11 protein-coding genes and 1 pseudogene are annotated in these 16373 nt (G+C 70.5%); 9 read left to right on the forward strand and 3 right to left on the reverse strand.

The window, feature by feature from the left end; all coding sequences use genetic code 11:
* Positions 1 to 113 precede the first annotated feature (113 nt).
* Together ACSFA0_RS03435 and ACSFA0_RS03440 are read right to left on the reverse strand one after the other, a co-directional pair.
* The gene (locus ACSFA0_RS03435) at positions 114 to 809 is read right to left on the reverse strand and encodes a dienelactone hydrolase family protein (RefSeq protein ID WP_435448840.1); all 696 of its coding nucleotides are present in this window, start codon (positions 807 to 809) and stop codon (positions 114 to 116) included.
* 19 nt (positions 810 to 828) lie between these two features.
* Positions 829 to 1650 carry an alpha/beta fold hydrolase gene (locus ACSFA0_RS03440; RefSeq protein ID WP_286647667.1) on the reverse strand — a complete coding sequence of 274 codons (822 nt, stop codon included), beginning with the start codon at positions 1648 to 1650 and terminating at the stop codon, positions 829 to 831.
* Between the two features lie 391 nt (positions 1651 to 2041).
* Between ACSFA0_RS03440 and ACSFA0_RS03445 the strand changes: the two genes are divergently transcribed.
* Positions 2042 to 8473, forward strand: coding sequence for an AAA family ATPase (locus tag ACSFA0_RS03445; RefSeq protein WP_435448841.1), 6432 nt, complete (start codon positions 2042 to 2044; stop codon positions 8471 to 8473).
* A 15-nt stretch (positions 8474 to 8488) separates the two neighbouring features.
* On the opposite strand, the gene ACSFA0_RS03450 is transcribed toward ACSFA0_RS03445, so the two are convergent.
* Positions 8489 to 8845 carry a response regulator transcription factor gene (locus tag ACSFA0_RS03450; RefSeq protein WP_435448842.1) on the reverse strand — a complete coding sequence of 119 codons (357 nt, stop codon included), beginning with the start codon at positions 8843 to 8845 and terminating at the stop codon, positions 8489 to 8491.
* 209 nt (positions 8846 to 9054) lie between these two features.
* Between ACSFA0_RS03450 and ACSFA0_RS03455 the strand changes: the two genes are divergently transcribed.
* The 8 genes and pseudogenes from ACSFA0_RS03455 (at position 9055) to kdpC (ending at position 16364) form a co-directional block, all read left to right on the forward strand.
* Positions 9055 to 9774 (forward strand): response regulator, encoded by a 720-nt coding sequence (locus ACSFA0_RS03455; RefSeq protein WP_435448843.1) that lies wholly within the window; start codon positions 9055 to 9057, stop codon positions 9772 to 9774.
* A 43-nt stretch (positions 9775 to 9817) separates the two neighbouring features.
* Positions 9818 to 10210 (forward strand): DUF4189 domain-containing protein, encoded by a 393-nt coding sequence (locus tag ACSFA0_RS03460; RefSeq protein WP_435448844.1) that lies wholly within the window; start codon positions 9818 to 9820, stop codon positions 10208 to 10210.
* 29 nt (positions 10211 to 10239) lie between these two features.
* Entirely contained in the window at positions 10240 to 11574 is a 1335-nt protein-coding gene (locus tag ACSFA0_RS03465; protein WP_435448845.1) for a M16 family metallopeptidase, read from the forward strand.
* A gap of 142 nt (positions 11575 to 11716) precedes the next feature.
* Positions 11717 to 11851 carry a hypothetical protein gene (locus tag ACSFA0_RS03470; protein WP_435448846.1) on the forward strand — a complete coding sequence of 45 codons (135 nt, stop codon included), beginning with the start codon at positions 11717 to 11719 and terminating at the stop codon, positions 11849 to 11851.
* The gene (gene kdpF / locus ACSFA0_RS03475; protein ID WP_262073316.1) at positions 11848 to 11946 is read left to right on the forward strand and encodes a K(+)-transporting ATPase subunit F; all 99 of its coding nucleotides are present in this window, start codon (positions 11848 to 11850) and stop codon (positions 11944 to 11946) included. The genes ACSFA0_RS03470 and kdpF overlap by 4 nt, the downstream gene beginning before the upstream one ends.
* Position 11947: 1 nt before the next feature.
* Complete coding sequence (gene kdpA / locus ACSFA0_RS03480; RefSeq protein ID WP_435448847.1) at positions 11948 to 13672, forward strand: potassium-transporting ATPase subunit KdpA; 1725 nt, start codon at positions 11948 to 11950, stop codon at positions 13670 to 13672.
* A gap of 10 nt (positions 13673 to 13682) precedes the next feature.
* Positions 13683 to 15782, forward strand: a complete 2100-nt coding sequence (gene kdpB, locus ACSFA0_RS03485) for a potassium-transporting ATPase subunit KdpB (protein WP_435448848.1) — start codon at positions 13683 to 13685, stop codon at positions 15780 to 15782.
* 10 nt (positions 15783 to 15792) lie between these two features.
* Positions 15793 to 16364: pseudogene (gene kdpC, locus ACSFA0_RS03490) on the forward strand (potassium-transporting ATPase subunit KdpC).
* Positions 16365 to 16373: the final 9 nt, after the last annotated feature.

Below are 16373 nucleotides of genomic sequence, written 5' to 3' on the forward strand. Positions count from 1 at the left end.
TCTCCTTCTGGGTGATGGGGTGGGGCAACCCAGGGATACCGCGGAACCAGCTTCGCGGGGCCGCTGGTATCGCCCCCTGGAGGGGGAGGCGCCGAAGGCGCTTCGGGGGTGTTTCACATCTGCAGCCGTGCCTTGAAAAAATCTTGGGTGCGGACGTTGGCCAGCCGTGCCGCCGCCGCGTCGTAGTGCGCACCGCCGTGCCGCGCGAAGGCATGCATGCAGCCGGGGTAGCGGTAGACCTCGACCTTGGGCTTGCCGGCCAGCGCATCGACGATGGCCTGCTGCGCGGGCCTGTCGATGAACTCGTCGTCCTCGCCCAGATGCATCAGCAGCGGCGCGGTCAGCGCGGGCGCCTCGGCCAGGAACTCGTCGGTGCGGCCGCCGTAGTACGCCACCGCGGCGTCGACGGGGGATCGCGCGGCCGTCAGAAAGGTCATGAGCCCGCCGAGGCAGAAGCCCATGAGCCCGACCTTGCCCGAGGCGCCCGGCAGCTGCCGCGCGGCCTCGATCGTGGCAGCCACGTCGCGCACGCCGGCGTCCAGGTCGTAGGCCTGGTAGAGCGCCAGGGCCCGCGGCCAGTCGGTGTCCGGCGACAGGTCCAGCCCCGGTTCGAGGCGCCAGAACAGGTCGGGGCACAGGGCGATGAAGCCCTGCGCCGCCAGCTCGTCGCAGGTGGCGCGCAGGTCGGCGTTGATGCCGAAGATCTCCTGGCAGACCACGATGGCGGGCGCGGGCTTTGCGCCCGCGGCCGGGCGCGCGACGTAGGCCGTGAAGTCGCCGTCCGGCGTGGTGATGGTCACGCTGTTCATCGCGGTCTCCTTGTCGGCCTCAGCCCTTGATGAAGGCGAGGATGTCGGGGTTGATGATCTCGGGGTGCGTCGTGCACATGCCGTGCGGCAGGCCGGGGTAGATCTTCAGCGTGGCGTTCTTCACCAGCTTGGCCGACAGCACGCCGGCGTCCTGGTAGGGCACGATCTGGTCGTCGTCGCCGTGCAGCACGAGCGTGGGCACGTCGATCTTCTTCAGGTCTTCGGTGAAGTCGGTTTCCGAGAAGGCCTTGACGCAGTCGTAGTGGGCCTTGATGCCGCCCATCATCCCTTGCAGCCACCATTCGCGGCGAATGCCCTCGGACACTTTGGCGTTCGGGCGGTTGTAGCCGTAGAAGGGCATCGTCAGGTCGATGTAGAACTGCGAGCGGTTGCTGGCCACGCCGGCACGGATGCCGTCGAACACTTCCATCGGCAGGCCGCCGGGATTGGCCGCGGTCTTGAGCATGATGGGCGGCACGGCGCCGATGAGCACGGCCTTGGCGACGCGCTTGGTGCCATGGCGACCGATGTAGCGCGCGACTTCGCCGCCGCCGGTGGAGTGACCGATGTGCACCGCGTTCTTCAGGTCGAGCGCTTCGGTCAGCGCGGCCAGGTCGTCGGCGTAGGTGTCCATGTCGTTGCCGGTCCAGGTCTGCGTCGAACGGCCATGGCCGCGGCGGTCGGCCGCGATCACGCGGAAGCCCTTGCCGAGGAAGTACAGCATCTGGTTGTCCCAGTCGTCCGCCGTGAGCGGCCAGCCGTGCGAGAACACGATGGGTTGGCCGGTGCCCCAGTCCTTGTAGAAGATCTGGGTGCCGTCTTTGGTGGTGATGGTGGGCATGGGGTGGTGTCCTTTGGAGAGCGGTTGGGAGGATGGGAAAAGGCGGCCACCTGTGGCGCAGCCAGGCAGGGCCATGGCGGCGGTCACGGCCGCCGCGCCGCCCGCCAGCAACAGCTGGCGGCGCGACAGGTCGGCGAGAAAGGTGGTGGGTGTTTCGTTCACGAAGACTCCTGATTCATGGCGCGTTCGATGGGAACTCGAACAGCTCGCCCGCGCATCGACCTTTGGAGGCAGGCACCGCCAATGCAGCATGGCCAGGCCGTCGTGGCATGTGTCAACTGTCGAAGAGCGTCGCCGGCTGGTCACAATGCCGGGCGGACGGCAGCCCTCCAATGCAGGCGAGCCGTCCCGATCGAATGGCACAAGGAACCTCACACATGCTGGACGGACGATGGCAGATCTGCAGCGCCACAGGCTGACCGCCGGCGGGGCGCCGCCGAGCCGCCTGGTCGACCGCACGCTGCGCAGCGACGCGCAACTGCTGCTCGCGCGGCGCACCGCCTCCGGCGGCGGTGCGTCGGTGCTGATCCTGCGTGCTGTCGCGGCCCGGCCCGGCGCTGCGTTGCGCGAGCGCTTGCGCCACGAGTACGCGCTGCGCGAACGGCTCGACGAAGGCTGGGCCGCGCGCCCGATCCACCTCGACCTCGACGCCGAGCACCCGGCGCTCACGCTGAGCGACCCGGGGGGCGAGCTGCTGTCGCGCCGCATGGGCGGGCCGTGGCCGGTGCGCGCGGCCCTGCGCGTGGCCGTCGGCATGGCCGCGGCGCTCGGGCAGTTGCATGCGCGCGGCCTGATCCACAAGGACATCCAGCCCGGCCACTTCTTCGTCGACGTGGCCGCGGCGCGGGCCTGGCTCACCGGCTTCGGCCTGGCTTCGGCGCTGCCCCGCGAGCAGGCCAGCGCGACGCCCTCGGACATCATCGCCGGCACGCTGCGCTACATGGCACCGGAGCAGACCGGCCGCATGAACCGCTCGGTCGACGCGCGCAGCGACCTGTACGCGCTGGGCGCCACGTTCTACGAGATGCTGACCGGCGTCGCGCCCTTCCAGGTCACCGACCCGGCCGCGCTGATGCACGCCCATCTCGCGCAGCTGCCGGTGGCGGCCGACCTGCGCGTGCCCAGCCTGCCGAACACGCTGTCGCGCCTCGTCATGAAGCTGCTGGCCAAGGCTGCCGAGGACCGCTACCAGACCGCCGCCGGGCTGGAACTCGACCTGCGGCGCTGCCTGTCGGACTGGGAGCGTCAGGGCAGCCTCGACGACTTCGTGCTCGGCACCGCCGACGTGCCGCGCCAACTGCTGGTGCCGGAACGGTTGTACGGCCGCGAGCGCGAGGTGGCTGCGCTGCGCGCCGCCTTCGACCGCGTGGCCGACCAGGGCCGGATCGAGTTCGTGCGGGTGCACGGGCCGGCCGGCATCGGCAAGTCGTCGATGGTGCGGGAGCTGCAGCGTGCGCTGGTGGGCTCGGGGGGGCTCTTCGTCTCGGGCAAGTTCGACCAGTACACCCGTGAGGTGCCGCTGGCCACGCTGTCGCAGGCGCTGCAGGGGCTGCTGGGCATGGTGCTCGGCCGGCCCGAGCCCGAACGCGCCGTGTGGCAGGCCGCGCTGCGCAACGCGGTCGAGCCGCACGGCCATTTCATCGCGGGGCTGCTGCCCCAGCTCGGAACCCTGATCGGCCCGCAGCCCGAGGGGCCGGAGCCTTCGTCGCAAGAGGCGCAGGCCCGCTTCCACCAGGTGTTCCGGCGCTTCCTGCAGGTCTTCGCGCAGCGCGCGCATCCGCTGGTGCTGTTCCTCGACGACCTGCAGTGGGCCGACCGGGCCACCAGCGACCTGCTGGTGCAACTGCTGGCCGCGCCCGAGGGGGCGCACCTGCTGCTGGTCGGTGCCTTCCGCGATGCCGAGGCGGCGCCAGGCGAAGCACCCGAGGTGCTCGCGCGGCTCGAAGCGCTGCGCGGAGAGGGCGCGACCGTCAGCGAGATCGCACTGCGCCCGCTGGACGTGGCGGACATTCGCTGGCTGGTGGCCGACACGCTGCGCACCGACACGCACCGCATCGCCGCGCTGGCGCAGCGCGTGCACGAGCGCACCGGCGGCAATCCCTTCTTCGCGGGCCAGTTCATCACCCAGCTGGCCGACGAAGGCCTGTTGGCCTACGACGCGTCCACCGCACGGTGGACCTGGGACATGGCGCGCATCGACGCGCTGGGCGAGGTCGACCCTGGCGCCGACGGCGTGGTTGCGCTGATGGCGCAGAAGCTGCGGCGACTGCCGGCCGCCACGCGCGCCGTGCTCCAGCAACTGGCCTGCCTCGGCGTGCAGGCCGAGACCGTGGCACTGGCCACTGCCGTGCCCTGCGATGCCGAGGCGCTGCCTGCGCTGCTGCATCCCGCGATCGCGTCGGGCCTGCTGCTGCAGCGCCAGAGCCTGTGGGTGTTCCAGCACGACAAGGTGCGCGAGGCGGCGTACGCGCAGATCGCCGCCGCCGCGCGACCGCGGCACCACCTGCAGATCGCGCGGCGCATGCTCGCCGCACTGCCGTCGCCGGACGCGCGCATCGCGGCCGTGTTCGACATCGTGGACCAGCTCGGCCGGGGTGCGAGCGCCATGACACGCCAGACCGAGCGCGAACAGGCGGCCGAACTCCACCTGATGGCCGCACACCGCGCGCGCCGCTCGGCGGCCTACGGCGCCGCCCTGGGCTACCTCGGTGCGGGCATCGCGCTGCTGACCGACGCGTCGTGGCAGCGTCGCCATGCGATGTGCTTCGAACTGCACCTGGCGTGCAGCGAATGCGAGCTGCTCGCCGGGCTGACCTCGCAGGCCGGGCCGCGCCTGGACGCACTGCTGCCGCGTGCCCGCACCCGGGTCGAGCGCGCGGCGGTGTACCGCCTGCGCGTGGTGATGCACGTGCTCTGTTCGGACTACGCCCGCGCGGTGGCCGACGCCATCGAATGCCTGGCCGAGTTCGGCATCGACCTGGTGACGCATCCGAGCGATGCGCAGCGCGATGCCGCCTACGCCGACGTGCTGATGCGCCTGGGCGATCGCCCCATCGCGTCGCTCAGCGAACTCCCGCGTGCGGTCGATCGCGACGTCGAGGCGGCGATGGCGGTGCTGTCCGAGCTCTTCGCGCCGGCCTGCTTCACCGACGAGCGGCTGGCCTTCGTCCACCTGTGCCATATGGTGCGGCTGAGCCTGGCGCACGGCATCACGCCGGGTTCGGCGCAGGGCTTCGCCTGGTTCGGCATCCTGCTGGGCCGCTTTTACGGCCGGCACGACGACGGCCTGCGCCTGGCCCAGCTGTCGCAGACGCTGGTGGCGCGCCACGGCTTCGGCGCGTACGAGGCCAAGAGCCTGTTCTCGCTGGAGATCGCCAGCGGCTGGACGCGCCCGCTCGAGGTCGCGGTGCGGCTGGCGCGCGCCACGTTCAGCACGGCGGCCGCGCAGGGCGACATGGCGGTCGCCTGCTTCGCCTGCCACCACGTGGTGAACGACCTGCTGCTGCGCGGCCATCCGCTCGATGCGGTGGCGAGCGACATCGAGACCGGGCTCGCCTTCGTGCGCAAGGCCGGCTTTCGCGACGTGGTCGACGAGCTGCTGTCGCAACAGCGCTTCGTGCAGGCGCTGCGCGGTCGCACGGCGAGCATCAAGAACTGGGACGGCGACGGCTTCGACACTGCCGCGTTCGAAGCCGCGCTCGGCCCCGGCCGCATGCCGACGATGGTCTTCTGGCACTGGCTGCTGCGCGCCCAGGCCTTCTTCATCGCGGGCCGGCCCGAGCGCGCCTGGGAGGCCTCGCTGCGCGCCGAAGGCTGGCTCTGGTCGGCCGTGCATGTGCAGTGCGCCAACCACCCGTACTTCGCTGGCCTGGCCCTGGCCGGCCTGCCCGACGAGGCGGCGGCGCGCGTGGCCGACCGGCCGCAGCGCCTGCGGGGCTACCGCGACCAGCTCGCCGGCTGGGGCAGCCACGCGCCCGCCACCTTCGCCGACAAGGTGGCGCTGCTCGATGCCGAGATCGCGCGGCTCGAAGGCCGCACGCTCGACGCCGGCCGGCTCTACCAGCGCGCCACCGACCTGGCACGCACCCAGGGCCTGTTGCACAACGAAGCCATCGCCAGCGAACTGGCGGCCCGCTTCCACGCCGGCGAAGGCCTGGCCACGGTGAGCGAAACCTACCTGCGCAGTGCGCGGCATGCTTACCTCCGCTGGGGCGCCGATGCCAAGGTGCGGCAGCTGGAGCAGACCTTCGACTTCCTGCGGCACGAACCCGTGATGGGCAGCGACGTCGCCCCGGATTTCGAGCTGTCGGCCGAGCGCATCGATCTGGCCGCGATGATCCGCGTGTCGCAGGCGCTGTCCGGCGAGATCGTGCTCGACCGCCTCATCGACACGCTGCTGACCGCAGCCATCGGGCACGCCGGCGCGCAACGCGGCCTGCTGGTGCTGGCGGACGGCGACGCGTGGCGCGTCGAAGCGCAGGCGCACACGCGGGAAGACGGCGAAGGCGTGGCGGTCGATTTCCGTTGTGCGGCGCTGACCCCGCATGACATGCCGACCACCATGCTCCAGCACGTGGTGCGCACCCGAAAACGCATGCTGCTCGACGACGCATCGGCGATGCAGGCGCTGACGCCGCAGGGCACCGGTCAGCCGGGCGAGCGCGCCGGCCGGCGCTCGGTGCTGGCGCTGCCGCTGGTGCGGCAAGGCCAGCTGCTCGGCCTGCTCTACCTCGAGAACAACCTGGCGCCGCGCGTCTTCACGCCGGAGCGGCTGAGCCTGCTCGAGGTGATGGCGTCGCAGGCGTCCATTTCGCTGGAGAACGCGCGGCTCTACGCCGACCTGGCGCGCGAGAACCACGAGCGCCGCGTGGCCGAGCGCGAGAACGCGCGCGTGCAGGCCGCGCTGCAGGACAGCGAGCTGCGCTTTCGCCGCATGGCCGACGCCACGCCCGACGTGATCTGGATCACCGAGCTCGTGCCCGAGCGCGTGGTGTACGCGAGCCCGAGCTTCGAGCGCATCTGGGGCCGCAAGGTGGAAGACCTCTACCGCGAGCCGCACCTGTGGATCGACAGCATCCACCCGGCGGACCGCGGCCGCATCGGCGAGACCTTCGTTCAGTGGCTCGACAGCGGCGCCCACGGGCCGTGGAGCGCTGAGTTCCGCGTGGTGCGGCCCGACGGCGCAGTGCGCTGGGTGCATGAACGCGGCGTGCTCATCTCCGACGGCCAGGTGCAGCGCGTGAGCGGCATCTCGACCGACATCACCGAGCGCCGCCTGGCCGAGGCCGCCCTGCGCGAATCGGAAGAGCGCTTCGCCCTGGCGGTGGCGGGCGCCAACGACGGCATCTACGACTGGGACATCCTGAGCGACCAGATGTTCATGTCGGAACAGGCCCAGCGCCTGTACGGACTGGAACTGGGCCCGACCCTGCGCACGCGCTGGGAGTGGCTGATGCTGGTGAAGATCCATCCCGAGGACGTGGCGGTGCGCAGCGAGACGATCTTCGGCTACCTCGAAGGTCGCCTGCCGACCTGCGATGGCGAGTGGCGCATGCTGCACCCCGACGGCGTCTACCGCTGGCTGCGGGTGCGCGGTGTGTGCGTGCGCGATGCCAGCGGGCGCGCGACGCGCCTGGCGGGCTCGGTCAGCGACATCGACCTGCAGAAGCGCGCCGAGGCCGCGTTGCAGCAGACGCAGCGGCTGGAGGCGGTCGGCACGCTGGCCGGCGGTATCGCGCACGACTTCAACAACATCCTCGGCGCCATCCTCGGCTTCGGCGAGATGGCGCTGCGCGGTACGCGCGCGGGCAGCCGCACGCGGCGCGACATCGAGTTCATCCTCACGGCCGGCGAGCGGGGGCGGGCGCTGGTCGAGCGCATCCTGGCCTTCAGCCGCAGCGGCCTGACCGAGCGCGTGCCGGTGCATGTCGAAGGCGTGGTGCAGGAGGTGCTCAACCTGCTGTCGGCCGGGTTGCCCGCCGGCCTGCAGGTGCGCACCGCGCTGCAGGCCGGCGGCGCGGCCATCCGCGGTGACGCGACGCAATTGCACCAGGTGCTCATGAACCTCGCCACCAATGCGTTGCAGGCCATGCCCGATGGCGGCACGCTGTGCGTCGGCCTGGCGGCGCAGCGGCTGGCGCAGCCACGCGTCGCGACCACCGGCACGCTGCCGCCGGGCGACTACCTGGTGCTGTCGATCGCCGACACTGGCGCGGGCATCGGCCCGGAGAACATCGCGCGCATCTTCGACCCCTTCTTCACCACCAAGGAGGTCGGCTCGGGCACGGGGCTCGGCCTGTCGCTGGTGCACGGCATCGTGTCGGAATTCGGCGGCGCGCTGGATGTGCGCACGGCGCTGGGCGAGGGCAGCACCTTCACGGTGTTCCTGCCGCGCATCGATGACGTGCCGCTGCCGGTCGACGGCACCCCGCAGCCGCTGCCGCGCGGTGCGCACGAGCAGGTGCTGGTGGTCGACGACGAGGAGGCGCTGGTGCGGCTGGCCACCGACACGCTCACCGGCCTGGGCTACGTGCCGGTCGGCTTCACGTCGAGCGAGGAGGCGCTGGCCGCCTTCACCGCGCACCCCGACCGCTTCGACGCGGTGCTCACCGACGAGCGCATGCCGGGCATGTCCGGCGCCGAGCTGATCCAGGCCCTGCGGCAGGTGCGCCCCAACGTGCCGGTGCTGCTGGTAAGCGGCTACCTCGGCGCCGCGGTGGTGCGCCGAGCGCGCGAAGCCGGGGCCGACGCGGTGCTCGGCAAGCCCGTGGCCCGGCACGAGCTGGCAAACGCGCTGGCGCGACTGCTGGGCCGGGCGCCGTGAGCCGTGGTGCGTGGCTCAGCCGCCCATCGCCGCCTCCACCGTGCGCATCAGCTCGTCATGCGTGAACGGCTTGGGCAGCACGGCCGTGGCGCCGAGCTGCCCGATCAGCGGCGCCGAGTCGCCCTGGCCGCGGCCCAACCGGGCCGAAAGCAGCAGCAGCGGCACCTGCTGCAACGCCTTCAGCCGGCGCACCAGCGGCGCCGCCGAGCGCGGGCTGGACACGTTGGCGATGACCAGGTCGACCTGAAGCGCACCCAGTGTCTCGGGCCGCGCGGTGGCGACCGTGTGGCCGGCCTCCGTCAGCCAACGTTCGATCAGCTGGCGCATGAGGTCGTCGCTCTCGACGATGGCGATCCGGTAGGGAGGAGGCACGGTGTTGTTCGTTGTTCTGTGTGAAGCACGCGGTTTGGGTCGTGCGCTTTGTCTGCCTCCCGATTGAAAGCCGTTCATCACCCGTTTCGATGCCTCCAGCGCCGCTGCATGTGTCATCGGACACACAGGGCAGCGGGCGATACACTGCCGCTCGAACCAAAACGGCGGCGACGTGGAAGGGCATCATGGATGAGAGTGGCGAGAGGGGTATGACGCACGTCCTGGCGGTGGACGACGACCCGTCCGTGCGCGATCTCGTCACCACCTACCTGGGCGATCACGACATGCGCGTGACGGCTGTGCCGGACGAACAGTCGATGTCGAAGGTGCTGGCGCGCGAGGCGGTCGACCTGGTGCTGCTGGACCTGCGCCTCAAGGGCGAGGACGGCATGGAAATCGCGCGGAAGCTGCGAGCCACGTCCAAGCTGCCGATCATCATCCTCACCGGCCGCCAGGACGACGCCGACCGCGTGATGGGCCTGGAGCTGGGCGCTGACGACTACCTCACCAAGCCCTTCTCGCCGCGCGTGCTGCTCGCGCGCATCCGCGCGTTGCTGCGTCGCACCCGCATGCACGAGACACTGGCCGACACGGTGGCCAACATCCGCGCCTACCGTTTCGCCGGGTGGGACCTGAACCTGCGCCTGCGCCGACTGACGGCACCCGATGGGCGCGCGGTACCGCTGCGCAATGGCGAGTTCAACCTGCTGATCGCCTTTCTGTCAGCGCCGCAACGCGTGCTGGCGCGCGAGCAGCTGCTCGACCTCTCTCGCCTGCACAACGCCGAGGTGTACGACCGCTCGGTCGACGTGCAGGTGGGCCGGCTGCGCCGCAAGATGGAAGCCGACCCGCGTACGCCCACGCTCATCGTCACTGAGCGCGGCGCGGGCTATGTGTTCAAGGCGGCGGTCGACGTGCTGCGCGACTAGGGCTTACAGGTTGCGGGCCGTCGAGCGGCTAACCTTCGGCGTCATGGATTTCCTGAAGTACACGAAGCACGCATTGCTGTCACTCGCCTGCCTGCCCTTTTTCGCGGCACCCGCGCTGGCCGCCGCGCCGAGCTGGGGCGCGATCGCCGCGCGGCCCGGCGGCTACGGCTATTCGTTCGACCAGAGCAGCCGCGCGGCGGCCGAGCGCGTGGCGCGTGCGCAGTGCGAAGGCGCGGCTGGACGCACGACGCGCTGCGAGGTGCGCGTCTACTTCGAGCGAAGCTGTGCGGCGCTGGCCACCGGCAACTTCGGCGAATGGGGCACCGCGGTCGGGCCCGACCGCAAGGCCGCCGGCCAGGCGGCGGTCACGCAGTGCGACGGGCACCTGCCGACCGAACCCTGCAAGCTCGCCGTGAGCGTCTGCTCGTCGCCTTGAGTGCGCGCGTCGGCAGCGACAATGCCGCCATGACCCCCCGCCAACACCTCCCGGCCGCGCACCCCGCTGCAGTCCTGCACACGCTGGGCAACGGGGTGCGGCTGCTCGCCCTTCCCATGCCCCATGTGCAAAGCGCCAGCGTGGGGGTGTTCCTGCGCGTCGGCTCCCGCGACGAGACGCCGGGCACCAACGGCATCAGCCATGTCCTGGAGCACATGGCGTTCAAGGGCACCGCCACGCGTTCCGTGCAGGCCATCAACCTCGATGCCGAGCGTCTGGGCGCGGACGTCAATGCGTTCACCGGCAAGGACACGACCGGCTACTTCATGACCGGCCTGGGCCGGCACGCCGAGCACCTGACGCGCATGACGGCCGACATCGTGCTCAACAGCACCTTCCCCGACATCGAACTGCAGCGCGAGCTGGACGTGATCCGCCAGGAGGCCATCGAGTACGACGAGGATCCGCAGGACTGCTCCAGCGAGCTGCTCGACCGCGCCATCTGGGGCGACGACCCGATGGGCATGCCGGTGATCGGCACCGTCGCCAACATCGAAGCCTTCACCCGGCAGGACCTGGTCCGCCACGTGCAGGCCCACTATGTCGCGGACAAGACCGTCGTGGTCGCCGCCGGCAACGTCGACGTCGAGGCCTGGGTGGCGCTCGCGGGCGAACTCTTCGCCGGCATGTCGACGTCGGCCGACCGCCCTGCGCTGAGGGCGCCGACGCCGGCGACCTACGTCGGCGGGCCCCTGGCCCGGCGCTTCACGCAGGTGTCGCAGGTCTTCCTGAACATCGCCTTCCCGCTCGCGCCCACGCAGGCTGACGCGCTCGCGCAGCAGCGCTGGCGCCTGGCGGGCGCGCTGGCGGCCAACCTGTTCGGCGGCGGGATGTCGGCGCCGCTGGTCGACACCGTGCGCGAGCAGCTCGGTCTGGCCTACACGGCCCATGCCACCATGGACAGCGGCGACGTCTGGGCCAACTTCGTCGTGCATGCGGTCACCACGCCCGACAAGCTCGATGCGCTGGTGACGGCCACCGGCGACCTGCTGCGGGCGCAGGCCGCCGGCATCGACCCCGTTCACCTGGAGCGCGCGAAGAACCAGTGGACCGTGGCGCGCGTGCGCGCGTCCGAGCGGACCTACGCCACGATGGAGCAGGCCGTCGAAGAGCTCTTCGCCAGCGGGACGGTGACGCCGATGGCCGAGGCGATCGCGATGATCGAGGACATCGGCGCCGACGAGGTGCAGGCGGTCTTCGCGCGGATGCTGGCCGCGCCCCCCTCGCTGGCGATCACCGGCAAGGGCGCCAGCGCGCGGACCGCACGGCAGCTGGCGTTGCGGCTGGCCGGCGGTCCCCGGTAGCGGACCGACCGCGACCCAGGCACGCGCAGGCGGCGCGACCGCGCCATTTACGCTTTCTTTACGGCTTGCCGCCGCCTCTGTTCCCTGTTTTTACGGGCCTTTGCCGAGACTCACAGCCGTGTCTCGATCAGAGGAGTGACAGATGGACATCGTATGGATCGCGGCGGTCGCCGTGTTGTGGGTCGCCGTTGCAGAGATGGTGGTGGGGCTGAACAAGCTCGCGGCACCGAAGGGCCGGGAAAAGACGCAGGCAGCGTCGTCGGGAGCACGGCCGTGATCAGCCTCGACGTGCTCTACGGCGCGGGCGGCCTGATCGCCGTCATCCTGTTCGCGTACCTCGTCTTCGCGCTGATCTGCGCCGAGGAGTTTTGAGATGACCACCTCTGCCTGGGGCTTGTTGGTCCTCCTGCTGGTAGTGCTGGTCGTGCTCGGCTGGCCGCTGGGCCGCTACATCGCCGCGCTGTGCGATGGCCGCCTGCCGCGCTGGATGCAGCGCGTCGAAGCGCCGCTCTTCAAGCTGGCGGGCGTCGCGCCCGGTGAGTCGATGCACTGGCGCACCTACGCCTTCGCGCTGCTGGCCTTCAACGCCATCGGCGCATTCGCCGTCTATGGTCTGCAACGCCTGCAGGCCGTGCTGCCGCTCAACCCGGCCGGCATGGCCGCGGTGTCGCCCGACTCGTCGTTCAACACGGCGCTGAGCTTCGTCACCAACACCAATTGGCAGGGCTACGCCGGCGAGGCGACCATGAGCTATCTCACGCAGATGCTCGGGCTCACGGTGCAGAACTTCCTGTCGGCCGCGACGGGCATCGCGGTGGCCTTCGCGCTGGCCCGCGGCTTCGCCCATCGCGGTACAGGCAGCACCGACGGCCAGGGCTCGGTCGGCAACTTCTGGGTCGACATCACGCGCATCACCGCCTGGCTGCTGCTGCCGACCGCCTTCGTGCTGGCCATCTTCTTCGCCAGCCAGGGCGTGATCCAGAACTTCGACGCCTACCAGCCCGTGCACACCGTCGAGGGCGCCACGCAGACGATCGCGATGGGCCCGGTCGCCTCGCAGGAGGCGATCAAGATGCTCGGCACCAACGGTGGCGGCTTCTTCAACGCCAACTCGGCGCATCCTTACGAGAACCCCAACGCGGCGACGAACTTCGTGCAGATGCTGGCGATCCTGCTGATTCCGGTGGCGCTGTGCTTCGCCTTCGGCCGCGTGGTCGGCGACCTGCGCCAGGGCTGGGCGGTGCTGGCCGCGATGGCGGTGCTGTTCGTCGCCGCCGTGGTGGTCGTCATCCCGGCCGAGCAGGCGGGCAACCCGCTGCTGCAGCCGCTCGGCGTCGACCAGATGGCGTCGGCGCTGCAGGCCGGCGGCAACATGGAAGGCAAGGAAACGCGCTTCGGCATCACCGCGTCGGCGCTGTTCGCGGCCGTCACCACGGCCGCCTCGTGCGGTGCGGTGAACGCCATGCACGATTCGTTCACGCCGCTGGGCGGCATGGTGCCGATCGTGCTGATGCAACTGGGCGAGGTGGTCTTCGGCGGCGTCGGCAGCGGGCTCTACGGCATGCTGATCTTCGCAATTCTGGCGGTGTTCATCGCGGGCCTGATGATCGGCCGCACGCCGGAATACCTCGGTAAGAAGATCGAGGTGCACGAGATGAAGCTGACCTCGATCGCCATCCTCATCACGCCGATGGTCGTGCTGGCGGGCACGGCGGTGGCGGTGAGCCTGGGCCTGGGCAAGGCGGGCATCGCCAACCCGGGGGCACACGGCTTCTCGGAAATCCTCTACGCCTTCACCTCGGCCGGCAACAACAACGGCAGCGCCTTCGCGGGGCTGTCGGCCAACACACCGTTCTACAACGCGATCCTCGCGGTCGCGATGTGGCTGGGGCGCTTCGGAATGATCGTGCCGGTGCTCGCCATCGCCGGCGCGCTGGCCGCCAAGAAGCGCCTGCCGGTCACCGCGGGAACCATGCCCACGCACGGCCCGCTGTTCGTCGCATTGCTGGTCGGCACCGTGCTGCTGGTCGGCCTGCTCAACTACGTGCCTGCGTTGGCGCTCGGCCCGGTCGTCGAGCACCTGATGCTTTGGAAGTGAGGGTCGCACCATGACCTCGAAAACTGAAAACTCTCTCTCGCTCTTCGACATGGCGCTGGTCAAGCCCGCGCTGTGGGGCGCCGTCGCCAAGCTGAGCCCGCGCGTGCAATGGCGCAACCCGGTGATGTTCATCGTCTACATCGGCAGCATCCTCACGACGCTGCTGTGGGTGCACGCGCTGAGCTTCCCGGGCGATACCGGCATGCCACCGGCCTTCGTACTCGCCATCACCATCTGGCTGTGGTTCACCGTGCTCTTCGCCAACTTCGCGGAGGCCCTGGCCGAGGGCCGCAGCAAGGCGCAGGCCGCGTCGCTGCGCGGGCTGCGCAAGGACACCTGGGCCAAGAAGCTCAAGGAGCCGCACTACGGCGCCGGCTTCCTTCCCGAGCAGGCGCCGAATCTCCGCAAGGGCGACGTCGTGCTGGTCGAGGCGGGCGACGTGATCCCGCTCGACGGCGAAGTCATCGAAGGCGTGGCCTCGGTCGACGAGAGCGCCATCACCGGCGAATCGGCACCGGTGGTGCGCGAGTCGGGCGGCGACTTCTCGGCCGTGACCGGCGGCACCCGCGTGCTTTCCGACTGGCTGGTGGTGCGCATCTCGGTGAACCCGGGCGAGTCCTTCCTCGACCGCATGATCGGCATGGTCGAAGCGGCCAAGCGCAACAAGACGCCCAACGAGATCGCGCTGACCATCCTGCTGGTGGCGCTGACCATTGTGTTTCTGATGGTCACGGTCACGCTGCTGCCCTTTTCGGTGTTCAGCGTGAGCGCGATGGGCACGGGCTCGGTCGTGTCGCTGACCGCGCTGGTCGCGCTGCTGGTGTGCCTGATCCCGACCACCATCGGCGGCCTGCTGTCGGCGGTGGGTGTGGCCGGCATGAGCCGCATGATGCAGGCCAACGTCATCGCGACCTCGGGCCGCGCGGTGGAAGCCGCCGGCGACGTCGACGTGCTGCTGCTCGACAAGACCGGCACCATCACGCACGGCAACCGCCAGGCCAGCGCCTTCCTGCCGGCACCGGGCGTGACGGCCGATCGCCTGGCGCGCGCAGCGCTGCTGTCGTCGCTGCCGGACGAAACACCGGAAGGTCGCAGCATCGTCGAGCTGGCCCGTCGCAGCGGCACCGACGACACAGCGATCGCGGAGGCAGGCTTCGTGCCTTTCACGGCGCAGACGCGCATGAGCGGTGTCGACCTGCCGGCTGCCGGCAACAGCCTCGACGTCGACGCCATCCTCCTGCGCAAGGGCGCGGTCGACGCGGTGCGCAAGCATGTCGAAGCGCTGGGCGGCCACATGGCGCCCGAGGTGCTGCGCGCCGCCGACGAGGTGTCACGCCGCGGCAGCACGCCGCTGGCCGTGGCCGAAGGCCCGCGCGTGCTGGGCATCGTCGAACTCAAGGACATCGTCAAGACCGGCATCCAGTCGCGCTTCGCCGAGCTGCGTGCCATGGGCATCAAGACGGTGATGATCACCGGCGACAACAAGCTCACGGCAGCGGCCATCGCCGCCGAGGCGGGCGTCGACGATTTCCTGGCCGAGGCCACGCCGGAAGACAAGCTGGCGTTGATCCGCCAGTACCAGGCCGAAGGTCGGCTGGTCGCGATGACCGGCGACGGCACCAACGACGCCCCCGCGCTGGCGCAGGCCGACGTGGCGGTGGCGATGGGCAGCGGCACACAGGCCGCGAAGGAGGCGGGCAACATGGTCGATCTCGACTCCAACCCGACCAAGCTGCTCGAGGTGGTCGAGACCGGCAAGGCGCTGCTCATGACGCGCGGCTCGCTCACCACCTTCAGCATCGCCAACGACGTGGCGAAGTACTTCGCCATCATCCCGGCGATCTTCGTGTCGACGTACCCGCAGCTCGGTGCCCTCAACGTGATGCAGCTCGCGAGCCCGTCGTCGGCCATCCTGAGTGCCGTCATCTTCAATGCGCTGGTGATCGTGTTCCTGATCCCGCTGGCGCTCAAGGGCGTGCGTTACCGGCCCGTCGGTGCCGCAGCGCTGCTGCGCCGCAACCTCGCCATCTACGGCCTGGGCGGCCTCGTCGTGCCCTTCATCGGCATCAAGCTGATCGACTGGCTTCTCGTCGCCGTGCACCTCGTCTGAAGGAGACACCATGAAAACCATTCTTCGTCCTGCGCTCGTGCTCTTCGTGTTGCTGAGCGCGCTCACCGGGCTGCTCTACCCCTTGGCCGTCACCGCACCGCGAAAGCCGTGTTCCCGGACCAGGCCGCCGGCAGCCTGATCGAACGCGACGGCCAGGTCATCGGCTCGCGGCTGATCGGGCAGAACTTCAGCGACCCCAAGCACTTCTGGGGCCGCCCGTCGGCCACCGCGCCGATGGCCTACAACGCCGCCGCGTCGGGTGGCTCCAACCAGGGGCCGCTGAACCCGGCGCTGGTCGATGCGGTCAAGGCCCGTGTCGAGGCCCTGCGCGCGACCGACCCGGGCAACACGGCGCCGGTGCCGGTCGACCTCGTGACGGCATCGGCCAGCGGGCTCGATCCGGACATCAGCCCGGCCGCAGCGGCCTACCAGGCGGGCCGGGTCGCGCGGGTGCGCGGCCTGCCGATCGACCAGGTCAACGCGCTCGTCGCGCGCCACACCGAAGCGCCAGTCGGCGGCTTTCTCGGCGAGCCGCGGGTGAACGTGCTGGCGCTCAATCTGGCGCTCGATGCCATGAAGTAAAACCTGCGC

The organism is Variovorax restrictus, assembly GCF_051216715.1.
Lineage (GTDB): Bacteria > Pseudomonadota > Gammaproteobacteria > Burkholderiales > Burkholderiaceae_C > Variovorax.

Bases quoted from the DNA above. Each gene is read 5' to 3' on its own strand.
- ACSFA0_RS03435 (WP_435448840.1), bottom strand. From the start codon at position 809: ATGAACAGCGTGACCATCACCACGCCGGACGGCGACTTCACGGCCTAC.
- ACSFA0_RS03440 (WP_286647667.1), bottom strand. From the start codon at position 1,650: ATGCCCACCATCACCACCAAAGACGGCACCCAGATCTTCTACAAGGAC.
- ACSFA0_RS03445 (WP_435448841.1), top strand. From the start codon at position 2,042: ATGGCAGATCTGCAGCGCCACAGGCTGACCGCCGGCGGGGCGCCGCCG.
- ACSFA0_RS03455 (WP_435448843.1), top strand. From the start codon at position 9,055: ATGACGCACGTCCTGGCGGTGGACGACGACCCGTCCGTGCGCGATCTC.
- ACSFA0_RS03460 (WP_435448844.1), top strand. From the start codon at position 9,818: ATGGATTTCCTGAAGTACACGAAGCACGCATTGCTGTCACTCGCCTGC.
- ACSFA0_RS03465 (WP_435448845.1), top strand. From the start codon at position 10,240: ATGACCCCCCGCCAACACCTCCCGGCCGCGCACCCCGCTGCAGTCCTG.
- ACSFA0_RS03470 (WP_435448846.1), top strand. From the start codon at position 11,717: ATGGACATCGTATGGATCGCGGCGGTCGCCGTGTTGTGGGTCGCCGTT.
- kdpA (WP_435448847.1), top strand. From the start codon at position 11,948: ATGACCACCTCTGCCTGGGGCTTGTTGGTCCTCCTGCTGGTAGTGCTG.
- kdpB (WP_435448848.1), top strand. From the start codon at position 13,683: ATGACCTCGAAAACTGAAAACTCTCTCTCGCTCTTCGACATGGCGCTG.